Here is a 12713-nt window from a genome sequence, read left to right as displayed (position 1 = left end):
TCCTGCCAGTGTTGAAGATGCAAGGAATGATCGGGCTTGCCGTATTTGATATTGAGGATGGCAAACAGCTTGGGAAGATTCATGATTTCATCTTAGGGGAAGACTGGTCTGTCCAGGGCTTTGAGCTGGAAGGCAAAGGGTTGTTTTCTTTACAGGTTCGGACCGTTCTCTGGGAGGATATTGTATCCCATGGAGAGGACGCTATTATGATTCGTAATCAACAGTCGGTGCGCCAGGTGGCGGCTGACGATATCAAGCATACATTTCTTCTTGGAGACAACAAGATCAAGGACATGCCCGTTCTGACCAACGAAGGAGCCAGACTGGGCTATGTCTCGGATGTTTACTTTAATCCGGAACTGGGTAAAAGCATTACCGGGATTGAAATTAGTGACGGTTTTATCTCGGATTTAATTGGCGGCAGAAAATGGCTCCCTGTCAGCAGCCAGATTGCTTTTGGTGAAAGCGCCATATTGGCGCCGGAGGCCAGCAATGAACGCCTGGAGGAGTGCCTTTGATTTGCAGTTGATGCTGTATGGACGGTGAATTCTGATTGAAGCAGACACAGGATACCTGGTATTTTGCGGTGTGGGAGAATCAGGACATGCGCCAGAAGGATGGGTCAACTGCCCAAACTTTTAGACGGATAGGGTGAGCGCGGAGTGAAATGTCCAAACTGTAGTTCCAAAGATATCGGCAAGATCGGTTCCCACCAGTTCTATTGCTGGGGCTGCTTTATTGAGCTGACGGTGAACGGCGGCAAAATGTCAGTGTATCAGGTGGAAGAGGATGGCACGCTCAGTTCGCTGGACGATCTGTTCATTGAGAAGCCGGTAGCTGCATCTGCTCACGCGCAGATGTCCTCGTGAACATTTACACATGATGACAGATAGTGGTCATGGCCGCAGCTATGCAATCTTAGCAGGATACATACCCTTTATATAGCAGCAGGCTAATGACACAGGCCCCGGCAGATCGTGTACCTCGATAGTGATGTACAGTAGATCGGCCGGAGGCCTTTTTGCACCAGAGCTTTCCGAATAACAGGGATAGCGGATCGATCGAGGATGGTGTGCGCTGTACGATTGACAGACTTTCGCACGCTGGATATACTGATATAGGTTGTTGAAAAGCCGTGAAATCCCGGATCATGCCAATAAATTTGTGTAATTTGGATATACAGTGGGTTAATGCCTGTTGTTCACCAGCCTTTGCATAATAAAAAAGGGTTGCAGGGATACACCGCTGTACGGAATACAAGAATACCGTCCCTGATCTTTGACAGGGGCGTTTTTTAGATTTTAAGGCTGTTACATAGCATTTTGCGAAATGCTGTCCATACCCCCAAGGAGGCTCATACTTATGAAAGCAAGTGAAATTCGTTCCAAATGGCTCGCTTTTTTTGAAAGCAAAGGACATAACGTCGAGCCGAGTGCACCACTCGTGCCAAATAATGATCCATCCCTGCTGTGGATCAATGCCGGTATGGCTCCACTGAAAGCGTATTTTGACGGTCGCGTCAAACCGGAAAATCCGCGTATTACGAACTCGCAAAAATGTATTCGTACCAATGATATTGAAAACGTGGGTAAAACCCGTCGTCACCATACGTTCTTCGAGATGCTGGGTAACTTCTCCATCGGCGATTATTTCAAAGAGGAAGCGATTACCTGGGCATGGGAATTCTTGACCGGCAAAGAGTGGATCGGCTTCGATCCAGAGCGTCTGTCGGTTACGGTGTACCCGGAAGACGAAGAAGCATTCAAACTGTGGAACGAGAAAATCGGTCTGCCTGCAGAGCGCATCATCAAGCTGGAAGACAACTTCTGGGATATTGGCGAAGGCCCTTGTGGTCCTTGTACCGAGATTTTCTATGATCGCGGCGACGCCTACGGCAAGCTGGACCCAAGTGATCCGGAAATGTATCCGGGTGGCGAGAATGAGCGTTTCCTGGAAGTATGGAACCTCGTATTCTCCCAGTTTAACCATAACAAAGATGGTAGCTACACACCGCTGCCTAACAAAAATATCGATACAGGTGCAGGTCTGGAACGCTTCGCTTCCATTATCCAGGATGTAGATTCCAACTTTGACACCGATCTGTTCCAACCGATGATTCAGGAAACCGCTCAAATCGCTGGCGTAACCTACAAGCAAAATGAAGAGACCGATGTAGCACTCAAAGTTATTGCTGACCATGTGCGTACGGTAACTTTTGCTGTCGGTGATGGCGTACTGCCTTCCAATGAAGGACGCGGTTATGTAATCCGTCGTCTGCTGCGTCGTGCGGTTCGTTATGGTAAAGTAATCGGTCTGGACAAGCCATTCCTGTTCAGTCTCGTCAAAACCGTTGGCGATGTGATGGGTGTATACTATCCGACTGTTGTCGAGCAGCGTGAATATATCGAGAAAATTATTCGTACCGAGGAAGAACGTTTCCACGAAACACTGTCCGATGGTCTGAACATTCTGGCTGAACTGGCAGAGCAGGCCAAACAGCAGGGACAAAATGTAATTAGCGGTGCAGAAGCATTCAAACTGTACGATACCTACGGCTTCCCGTTCGATCTGACAGAAGACTATGCACTGGAAAATGGTCTGACCGTCGATCGCGAAGGATTCGATGCATCCATGCAAGAGCAGCGTACCCGTGCACGTGCAGCACGTCAGGATAGTGGCAGCATGAAAGTACAGGGCGGCGTATTGTCCGACTTTGAAGGCAAGAGCGAGTTTATCGGCTATGAGCAGCTGACGGTACAATCTACAGTAGCAGCCATTATCAAAGATGATGCTTTTGTAGAAAAAGCAGGCCCAGGTGAATCGGTCCAGGTTATTCTCGATGTGACTCCTTTCTATGCAGAGAGCGGCGGTCAGGTCAGCGATCTTGGTCTGCTGAGCAGTGACAAGGTAGAAGCTTCGGTAGAAACCCTGTTCAAGGCACCACGTGGACAATCGGTTCATATCGTAACGGTAAGCTCCGGCGAACTGGCAGTTGGTGACGTGGTTACCGCTCAGGTCGATGCACCAAATCGCAATGACATTATCAAAAACCATACAGCGACTCACCTGATGCACAAAGCGCTCAAAGAAGTACTGGGCAACCATGCCAACCAGGCAGGTTCCCTGGTAGAAGCCGAGCGTCTGCGCTTTGACTTCTCCCACTTCAGCAGCATCACCCCGGAAGAACTGGCTGATGTAGAGCGTCGTGTCAACCAGGAAATCTGGAAAGCTCTGGACGTAGAAATCAACTATATGGGTATCGATGAAGCCAAGGAACTGGGCGCTATGGCCTTGTTCGGCGAGAAATATGGCGATATCGTTCGTGTCGTGAAAATCGGCGATTACAGCATTGAGTTATGCGGAGGTTGTCATGTACTGAATACCTCCCAGATCGGTCTGTTCAAAATCGTATCCGAGAGCGGTATCGGTTCTGGTGTACGCCGGATCGAAGCGGTAACCGGACGTCTGGCGTATATGTTCCTGGACAGCCAGCTGGATCTGCTCAAACAGGCTGCTGTACAGCTGAAATCCAATGTGCATGATGTACCAAAACGTGTAGAAGCACTGAACCAGCAGCTGCGCGAGCTGGGCCGTGAGAACGAATCTCTGCAAAGCAAGCTGAGCCTGATCGAAGCCGGACAGCTGACCGACAAAGTCGAAATGATCGGCGAGACACAATTGCTGGCAACAGCAGTCAGCGTATCCAGTATGGATGCACTGCGTGGTCTGGCAGACGAGCTCAAAGGCAAATTGCCGGAAGCTGTACTCGTACTAGGCGCAGCGATCGATGATAAAGTAAACTTTGTCGTTGTTGTACCAAAATCCGGTATCGAGCGCGGACTGCATGCCGGCAAACTGGTCAAAGAAGTCGCAGCTATCTGCGGTGGTGGCGGTGGCGGCCGTCCGGATATGGCTCAAGCCGGTGGTAAAGATGCTTCCAAGCTGAACGAAGCTATCGAAGCAGCCAAGAAGCACGTTGCATCGATCTAATTTATAAGTTCTGCAATCTGCCATATAATCATCCCAAAGTACAGATATCCAATCTGTCACCAGTGATTATGGGAACAGGTGTACAAATGATCTTGTAAATGCCTAAAACATTTGAATATCTGAACGATCTATCATGTTGTATGCTTTACCCACAATTCAATTTAAAAATCTGTTGTACCACCGGCTGATGCAATAAACGCAGAGCGGAGGCAAGGGAATAGGGCAAAAGACGACATTGGAGCACAGGAATCTTCATTTCCACCTGCTCCAAAGATTCCTGTGCTCCGCCGGAGGACGTGCCCTATCCCTTTCCGCAGCGCTTGTTGCACCTAGCCGCATTTCTCTGCACAAACTTTCCAAAAAAATGTAACTTTTTGATTTGTTTTAGCGTAAATATTTCTTGTATATCCCTTGATGTGTTATGATGAGGAAGAATCAACATGATCATCAGGGGATTCCATTTTGAGGAAGCGTGTGAGCAAACACTTTTTCCGAAAAGCGAGGTGTCAGCGAGTGGACTCCATGGACAAAACAGTCAAGTTTAGCGTGAAGGGCGATGAGCACGAGAGCTCCTCACAGGAAATCCTACTCACCGTGTACGATGCACTGGTTGAGAAAGAGTACAATCCGATTAATCAGATTGTCGGCTATCTTATTTCGGGGGACCCCGCTTATATTCCCCGTCATAATAATGCACGCAGCCTGATCGGCAAAAAAGAGCGGGATGAATTAATAGAAGAACTGGTCCGTTCCTACCTGGCCAGTCATCGGTAGAGACGGAGCGTACGCAATGAAAATATTAGGACTGGATTATGGAGACCGCCGGATCGGTGTCGCTGTCAGCGACGCATTCGGTTGGACCGCTCAGGGAGTCGAAGTCATTGATCGTCAGCGCAATCCCCAGGTTGACGAGCGTATCGCTGAACTCATACAGGAATATGAGATCAGTGAGATTGTGGTTGGACTGCCCAAGAATATGAACGGTTCTGTCGGTCCCCGTGGTCAAATATGTATCGATTTTGCAGAACATCTTCGGGAATCTGTGCAGCTGCCTGTTCACCTATGGGATGAGAGGCTTACAACGATGTCAGCCGAGCGCACATTGATTGAGGCTGATGTAAGTCGCAAGAAGCGCAAGCAGGTCGTTGATAAAATGGCCGCAAGCTTGATACTACAAAATTACTTGGATTCTAAAAGTAAAAGGTGAGGGTGGTTAATATGGCGAAGGATCAAAATTTGCTTGAGGACGAACCAGAAATTATTTACATTCCTGATGATGAGGGTAATGAAGAGGAATTTGAAGTCATCATGAAATTCGAAGTCGACGGTTCGGACGCCAAATATATGATGGTCGTGCCTATGGAAGCCACAGAGGACGATACCGATGAAGTATATGCGTTCCGATATGAAGAGGAAGAAGACGATCTGAAGCTCTACATCATTGAAGATGAAGCGGAATGGCAGATTGTTGAAGAAACTTTCAATACATTAGTTGCTGAATTGGATGGTGAATAAACCGATGAGTGATCTTTCTGCGAGTAGCGTCAAGTTAACAACAAGACTGCTGGAAGCCTATGGTGTGCTGATCGAATTGACAGATGAGCAGGACCAGACAACAGTTTATCGTCTGATCAGTGAGTTTGAGACGGAGACCGGTGCTTATGCTGTACTGCAAAAAGACACAGGTCTGCCGGAGGATGAAGTAGAGATTCTCAAAATTATCGACTCCACCGAAGGTCGTCCGGAGCTGGTAACAATCGATGATGACGATGAATGGGAAGATGTAGCCGAGCTGTATGACGAACTGACATTACCGTTTGAAGATTAATCACGGCTGGTTACAGCACGCAGTCCTATCAAGTGCTCAACTCATGTACTTACCTGAAAAGAGCGGAATCTTTCCGCTCTTTTTGGCTGTCAAAGGAGATGTTATATCTATTGCGTAGGCGAGCTGGAAAATTGGGTTGTCTGTTTTTGATCATTATCGTTATTATTGTGGGAATCGTAGTATACGGCTGGAGGGCGATGCAGCCAACTGCCGCATCGGAACAACCGGTCGCTTATACACTGGAACAGGGAACCTCCAGTGCAACACTGGCCAACCAGCTGGAAGAGAAAGGCCTGATCCGGAATGCAACAGCATTCAGGCTGTATCTGAAAATGAACAGTCAAGGCAGTCAGTTCAAGGCAGGCGATTATGAATTCATACCAGGAATGACATACGAGCAGATTATTACCAAGCTGAACAATGCAGAGGTCATCGTGCCCAAAACGATGAAATTTACGATTCCGGAAGGATATACGGTCACGCAGATTGCCGATAAGCTGAGCGGCGAAGGATTTGTGGATCGTGCCAAATTCATGGCACTGGTCGATGACCCTTCCCAGTTTAAGCAGGCACGTGAATGGAATGTACCAACCGGCAAAGGAATTCTTCATCCGCTGGAAGGCTATCTGTTCCCTGCCACTTATAATCTTCCGATTGAAAGCACCGAAGAAGATGTTATTGCCAATATGCTGGCAGGTACACGTACCAATCTGAACAGCATAAAGGAACTGGATGCCAAGCTCAAAGTACGCAAAATGACCCTTCATGAACTGCTGACTGAAGCATCTCTGGTCGAACGTGAAGTGGTTGTACCGGAGGAGCGCGCTGAAGTCGCAGGGGTTATCGATAACCGTCTCAAAAAGAATATGAGATTGCAGATTGACGCGACTGTCCAGTATGCACTGGGCAAGCAAAAAGCGCGTCTGTTATACTCGGATCTTGAAATCGACAGTCCGTACAACACGTACCGGAATGAAGGGCTTCCGCCGGGGCCGATTGCCAATCCGGGGATTGAAGCGATCCGGGCAGCTTTGGAGCCGAAGACTTCCGAATACCTGTACTATGTTACCAAAAAAGATGGTACAGGCAGTCATCTGTTTGCGAAGACCTACCAGGAGCATCTGAAAAATATCGAGATCAGCAAAGCAACCAGCTCGACTAACGGTGGATAGACAGTAGATCCAGAGAATACACATACACAGGGATATAGTCCGGCAGGTCCGGGATATATCCCTGTCTGTCCGTCCTTTACTATAAATTAGACAATATATATTCACTACCCTGCAGTCAGAACCGTAGAATTACTGGTACAATGAACAATGTAGCAAGACAGGGAAACGCAGATAGGATTAATATACAGCCGCACAGGCTGGGAGGTGGGCTTTACATGAGTAACAAACCTGAACTGTTGGTGACAGTCTCCTCGATGGAGGAATTGCGCCGTCTGGCAGAAGCAGGAGCCGACGCATTTCTGGTCGGTGAGGAGCGTTATGGCATGCGTATGCCGGGGGAATTTACACGAGAAGATGTTGCCGAAGCAGCAGCCTATGTACATGCACAGGGCAAGCGCATCTATGTAGCTGTCAATAATTTGATGACGAATGATGTACTGGATGAACTGCCGGCTTATATTGCCGCACTGCGCGATGCAGGAGTCGATGGAGTCGAGTTTGGTGATCCATCGGTGCTGGCAGTAGTACGCGAAGTTGCACCGGAGATGGCGCTTCACTGGAATGCAGAGATGACGTCGACCAACTCATCCACAGCCAATTACTGGGGCCGTAAAGGGGCAACCCGAGCGGTACTGGCACGTGAGCTGAATATGGATGAAATCACAGGCATGATGGATAAAATGCAGGTAGAAGCCCAGGTACAGGTGCATGGAATGACCAATATTTATCATTCCAAACGTCAGTTGGTACAGAGCTATATGGAGCATCAGGGTAGACCGGTCAGCGGCGATCTGGGATTGCAGCGAGGATTATTCCTGATCGAGGCAGAGCGCCGGGACGAGAAATTCCCGATCTATGAAGACAGCAATGGAACCCATATTATGAGTTCTGAAGATATCTGTATTCTGGAAGATCTGCATCTGCTCATGGAAGCAGGCGTACAAAGCTTCAAAATTGAAGGTATACTAAAATCGACAGCATATAACGAAGCTGTGGTTCGTGCCTATCGTCAGGCGATTGATGCTTACGCAGCCGATCCGGATCGTTACGAGTTTGACGAAGAATGGCTGGATGAAGTACGTCGTCTGCAGGACCCCGAGCGGGAGTTGGGATTCGGCTTCTTTTATAAGGAACAGGTGTATTGATAAGCAACAAGATCAAGGGGGAGATCTCCATGAATACCATGGATAAACCAAAATATTTCGGAAAACGTCATCGTCTTGCCAAGCCGGAGCTACTTGCACCTGCAGGTAACCTGGAAAAACTCAAGTTTGCGATCCACTATGGTGCAGACGCTGTATATATTGGCGGACAAAAATACGGCCTTCGGTCCAACGCGGATAACTTCAGCTTTGAAGAGATGCGGGAAGGCGTTGAATTTGCCAATAAATATGGAGCCAAAGTATTCGTCGCTACGAATATCTATGCCCATGATGAAGATATTGATGGTATCGAAGAATACCTGCGCAATCTGGAGAATGCCGGAATCTCGGCGATCATCGTAGCTGATCCAACCATTATCGAGATTGCTCTGCGCTGTGCGCCGAAGCTGGAAGTTCATCTGAGCACCCAGCAGTCGACGATCAACTGGCAGGCCGTGAAATTCTGGAAAGAAGAAGGATTGCCGCGTGTTGTACTGGGACGCGAGACCAGTCTGGAAGAGATTGCCGAGATCAAAAAGCATGTGGATGTAGAGATCGAAGCATTTATTCATGGAGCAATGTGTTCTTCTTTCTCGGGACGCTGCGTATTGTCCAACCACTTTACCGACCGTGATTCCAACCGTGGTGGCTGCTGTCAGTCCTGTCGCTGGAAATACGATCTGTTCGAAGATGCCCGTCCACAGACCGAATGGGTATCCGAAGAAGAAGCAGCAGACAATCGTGTACTGGAGCAGTTCCGTCTGGGTGTCAATCAGAAGCCGCTGTATGAAGAGAATGATAATCCATTCTCGATGGGCTCCAAGGATCTCTGTATGCTGGAAGCGATCCCCGACCTGATCGAAGTCGGCATCGACAGCTTCAAAATCGAAGGTCGTATGAAATCGATCCACTATGTGGCAACCGTGGTGAATGCGTATCGTCAGGCAATCGATTCCTACATGGCTGATCCGGAGAACTATGTACTGAAACCCGAATGGCTGGAGGATATCAACAAAGCCGCCAACCGTCCACTGAATACCGGATTCTTTTATGATACGCCGGATAACGAAGATCATATCTATGAGCCGGAAGACAAAGCTGTACCCTATGATTTTGCCGGATTGGTACTGGATTATGATGAAGCTACAGGCATCGCTACGATTCAGCAGCGTAATAATTTCAAGCCGGGTCAAGAGATTGAATTTTTCGGTCCAGGCAATACATTCTTCAAGCAGACTGTAGGCCAGATCTGGGATGAAGAAGGCAATGAACTGGATGCTGCCCGTCATCCACTGCAAAAGATCAAAATGAAAGTGGATCAGCCGGTTCGCTACTTTGATATGATGCGCAAAAAGAATGTCAAAAAAGTCAAAATGTCAGCAGCGGTATAATATCGTTAAAGGGTATCATGATTTTTTAAACATTAGATATAGCTAAATAAATAAGGTCTTTTATACTTTATAGTATAAAAGACCTTATTTTTGTGCGAAAAAGGTTAATTTATCCTGATGCTGTACCGATAATGAAAGCATACGTATATCCATCGTACCTGTTTGGCAGTTTATGATAGTACATTTTAACTGTATAACTAACTTAGAATAACATCTTAATTAAAATGAATTCTAATGTGGTAGGTGAAGGGTCATGGGATTGGGACGCAAACGGAGCAAGTCGGGTCAGCAGCCAGCCAGACTGGATAAAAAATTATTAAAAAAAAGCAGGAAACAAAAGGAATCGCTGCAGCAAACAAACATAACCGATTCATCAACTTCAAAAGCGGATCCAAAAGCAATACATAAATGGGCTAAAGCAGCCTCCGGAATAGTGAATTCCACCTCCGGACGCAATAAATCAAGGAGAACGAGCGGCACAGAACAGCTGGACATACTACAAACTGCTCAGCAAGGAGCAGTCGTACAGCCGGAAGATAAGGTTTCCTTTGCCGATTCAGAGAACCAGTCCGGTAGGAAGCCAGTACGCCGGAAAAGAAGCAAGGAATCGAAAAGCCGCTTACGTGCTGGGGCTGGAAGATTCGTTCCTGATTGGCGAGCACTGCATCCAGCCAAATCGGTAGGGATGAAGCTGTTTTTGATTTTCTTTGTAGCGATTATGCTGTTTGTGATTTCACTGGGCAGTTTCTCGTATTTTCAAGCTAAAAGTGTAATTAAAGAGAACGCTGCAATCAGCAATGAACAGACCATTATCCAGACCGGAGAAAAGCTGGACGTAATGCTGAATCAGCTTGTTAATTCTTCGATTCAGGTATTTTTTGATCCGACTATGCAAAAGGATCTGGCTACCCTGGGAAGAAAAGATCTTAATGATTATGACAAATACCAGACAATCAATTCGATAAGCGATAATCTGCAGAATCAGATGAATTCCATGAATTCGATCGAATCTATCTACATGGTACCTCTTGATGAAACGATGAATATTATTGGTGCAGGCGTAGGTATACCACAAGGCAGTGAAGTTCGCAGTACAGAATGGTACAAGTCCCTGGCCAAAGGCGATAGCGTCATGACCTGGATACCAACTGTACAAATGGATGGAGCCAACAAAAACTTTACGTATGCACGGGCGATGCGTATATCCAGCAGTGCCAGTTCCTTTGTCTTCGTGATGAGTATTAACAGCAAATGGATCAATGACCAGATCAGCAGTCTCAAGTTGGGAGACGGCAGCCATGTGGATCTGATTGGTGGACCGGATCATACCGTAATCGCTTCCACAGAGCCGGACACTGTTGCCAAGCCTTCTGTATATGGATTCCTGAATGAGATCCAAAATGGCAGTGGACGCTTTCAGAATGATGAAGGTGCAGCGCCGATACTGGTAGCCTACAATGTACTCGACACCGTGGATTGGAAGCTGGTAGGAACCGTGCCTGTTCAGTCACTGGTTGCCAGTGCCGACCGGATTCTGACGATGACCTGGATTATGGCCATTATTGACGGGCTGGTCGCGATAGTAATCGGCATATTGATTATTCGCATGATTGGCAGACCGCTGCGCAAGCTGCTGCAGTTGATGAATCAAGGGGCACAGGGAATGCTGCATGTGCGTACCGATCATCGTTCGTCGGATGAGATTGGTCAGCTCTCGCTGGCTTTTAATGAGATGATGAGCAATATTACTGCATTGGTACAGCAGACTAATCACTCTGCCCAGCAGGTGCTGGATACTGCGACTTCTCTTAGTCAGGCTTCCAGACAGACAGCCACTTCGGCGAGTGAGATTGCTACAGCTACCGAAGAAATCGCAAATGGAGCCAGTAGCCTGGCACGTGAAGCGGAGCGGGGCACGGAACTGACAGATACGATGAATCAGCAGATGGGCAAAGTGGTAGCTGCTAATGAACAGATGGGTGCTTCTGCCCAGCAGGTAGAGAAAGTCAGTGAGACCGGGGTACAACATATGGAGCAGCTGCTTCACAAAACTACAGTGACCCAGGATATGATTCGTTCTCTGGGAGCACGCATAGGTTCACTCAAAGAAAGTACGTCTTCTGTACAGCAGGTACTGGACGCGATGCAGAATATTACCAAGCAGACGAATATCCTGTCCCTTAATGCGACGATTGAAGCCGCCAGGGCTGGAGCAGCAGGCAAAGGATTCATGGTCGTAGCCGGCGAGGTTCGGAATCTGGCGGAGCAGTCCCGTCAGTCGATTCTGATGGTCGGCGAGATTACTGCCAATATCCAGAATGAAATGGAAGAAACGGTGAAGGTGCTCAATCAGGCCTATCCTCTTTTCCGGGAACAGACCGAATCGGTCAAAGATACCACATCGATCTTCGAGACCGTACAGAGTCAGATGGTGGAGTTTGTAGAAAAGCTGAATTCGGCGACCACCTCGATCAGTGAGCTGAATCAGGTACAGCAGGTGATCAATGAAGCGATGAGCAATGTGAGTGCAGTGGCAGAACAGTCTTCGGCTACCTCCGAAGAAGTCGCTTCGCTCAGTAATGAACAGCAGAATGTCAGTGGTCAACTGGTCACACTGTCCGGTCAGCTGGAAAATGTATCGGTAGAGTTGAAAGAAACAATCTCCCGATTTACCATTGAGCAAGAGCAAGAGCAAGAGCAAGAGCAAGAGCAAGAGCAAGAGCAAGAGCAAGAGCAAGAGCAAGAGCAAGAGCAAGAGCAAGAGCAAGAGCAAGAGCAAGAGCAAGAGCAAGAGCAAGAGCAAGAGCAAGAGCAAGAGCAAGCACTGGTACAGGCACCGTATCAGGTAGATGTAGACACAGATGATGGTAAAGGAAATAAAAAGCAGGCGGATACCGCAGTGGATAATATAGACCAGTCCACTCGCGTAAGAGATTCTGTAGACCAAGAGAACAAGGAAACTGGGTTACCCATACTGGAAAAAGAAGCTTAACGTATTTCCAGAAAGTATCCATTCACTTCATGGGCAAGTCGCTGTAAATATTATTCGATCATCCATCTTTTCTGAATATTAGAACTATCCTACTAACAACATATTTCCAACAAATCTACTCAACAACAAAACCCATCGATATTCCGACTTGTATCATCTGTCAGGATATCGATGGGTTTGTTATTGTACAGGTATGTC

Annotated in this window: 11 protein-coding genes; all 11 read left to right on the top strand. The window is 47.6% G+C overall.

Going from position 1 to position 12713, the window contains the following annotated elements:
• The first annotated feature begins 11 nt into the window (after positions 1 to 11).
• The 11 genes from WH46_RS14140 (at position 12) to WH46_RS14090 (ending at position 12515) form a co-directional block, all read left to right on the top strand.
• Complete coding sequence (locus WH46_RS14140) at positions 12 to 518, top strand: PRC-barrel domain-containing protein (RefSeq protein WP_026136202.1); 507 nt, start codon at positions 12 to 14, stop codon at positions 516 to 518.
• A gap of 144 nt (positions 519 to 662) precedes the next feature.
• On the top strand, positions 663 to 869 hold the full coding sequence (locus tag WH46_RS14135) for a hypothetical protein (RefSeq protein ID WP_017813463.1): 207 nt from the start codon (positions 663 to 665) through the stop codon (positions 867 to 869).
• Positions 870 to 1362: 493 nt separating this feature from the next.
• A complete protein-coding gene (gene alaS, locus WH46_RS14130) occupies positions 1363 to 3990 on the top strand; it encodes an alanine--tRNA ligase (RefSeq protein WP_046227117.1) in 2628 nt (875 codons plus the stop codon).
• Positions 3991 to 4503: 513 nt separating this feature from the next.
• Entirely contained in the window at positions 4504 to 4764 is a 261-nt protein-coding gene (locus tag WH46_RS14125; RefSeq protein WP_017813465.1) for an IreB family regulatory phosphoprotein, read from the top strand.
• A gap of 16 nt (positions 4765 to 4780) precedes the next feature.
• Positions 4781 to 5197, top strand: coding sequence for a Holliday junction resolvase RuvX (gene ruvX / locus WH46_RS14120; protein WP_017813466.1), 417 nt, complete (start codon positions 4781 to 4783; stop codon positions 5195 to 5197).
• An 11-nt stretch (positions 5198 to 5208) separates the two neighbouring features.
• Entirely contained in the window at positions 5209 to 5505 is a 297-nt protein-coding gene (locus WH46_RS14115) for a DUF1292 domain-containing protein (RefSeq protein ID WP_017813467.1), read from the top strand.
• Positions 5506 to 5509: 4 nt separating this feature from the next.
• Positions 5510 to 5818: a DUF1292 domain-containing protein gene (locus WH46_RS14110; protein WP_017813468.1), complete on the top strand. Its 309-nt coding sequence runs from the start codon at positions 5510 to 5512 to the stop codon at positions 5816 to 5818.
• Positions 5819 to 5928: 110 nt separating this feature from the next.
• Positions 5929 to 6990, top strand: a complete 1062-nt coding sequence (gene mltG / locus WH46_RS14105; protein WP_269430611.1) for an endolytic transglycosylase MltG — start codon at positions 5929 to 5931, stop codon at positions 6988 to 6990.
• A gap of 215 nt (positions 6991 to 7205) precedes the next feature.
• Positions 7206 to 8135, top strand: coding sequence for a peptidase U32 family protein (locus WH46_RS14100; protein WP_046227115.1), 930 nt, complete (start codon positions 7206 to 7208; stop codon positions 8133 to 8135).
• Between the two features lie 29 nt (positions 8136 to 8164).
• Complete coding sequence (locus tag WH46_RS14095; RefSeq protein ID WP_017813471.1) at positions 8165 to 9523, top strand: peptidase U32 family protein; 1359 nt, start codon at positions 8165 to 8167, stop codon at positions 9521 to 9523.
• Between the two features lie 253 nt (positions 9524 to 9776).
• The gene (locus tag WH46_RS14090; protein WP_046227114.1) at positions 9777 to 12515 is read left to right on the top strand and encodes a methyl-accepting chemotaxis protein; all 2739 of its coding nucleotides are present in this window, start codon (positions 9777 to 9779) and stop codon (positions 12513 to 12515) included.
• The last annotated feature ends 198 nt before the right edge of the window (positions 12516 to 12713 follow it).

Source organism: Paenibacillus dauci (genome assembly GCF_000971985.1).
In the GTDB taxonomy this organism is placed as follows: Bacteria; Bacillota; Bacilli; order Paenibacillales; family Paenibacillaceae; genus Saccharibacillus; species Saccharibacillus dauci.
Note: the sequence above shows the minus strand (reverse complement) of the source record. Positions and strands in the feature narration are given on the sequence as shown.

Coding starts and splice junctions, on each gene's coding strand:
- WH46_RS14090 (WP_046227114.1), top strand. CDS start 9,777: ATGGGATTGGGACGCAAACGGAGCAAGTCGGGTCAGCAGCCAGCCAGA.
- WH46_RS14115 (WP_017813467.1), top strand. CDS start 5,209: ATGGCGAAGGATCAAAATTTGCTTGAGGACGAACCAGAAATTATTTAC.
- WH46_RS14100 (WP_046227115.1), top strand. CDS start 7,206: ATGAGTAACAAACCTGAACTGTTGGTGACAGTCTCCTCGATGGAGGAA.
- WH46_RS14095 (WP_017813471.1), top strand. CDS start 8,165: ATGAATACCATGGATAAACCAAAATATTTCGGAAAACGTCATCGTCTT.
- ruvX (WP_017813466.1), top strand. CDS start 4,781: ATGAAAATATTAGGACTGGATTATGGAGACCGCCGGATCGGTGTCGCT.
- WH46_RS14110 (WP_017813468.1), top strand. CDS start 5,510: ATGAGTGATCTTTCTGCGAGTAGCGTCAAGTTAACAACAAGACTGCTG.
- alaS (WP_046227117.1), top strand. CDS start 1,363: ATGAAAGCAAGTGAAATTCGTTCCAAATGGCTCGCTTTTTTTGAAAGC.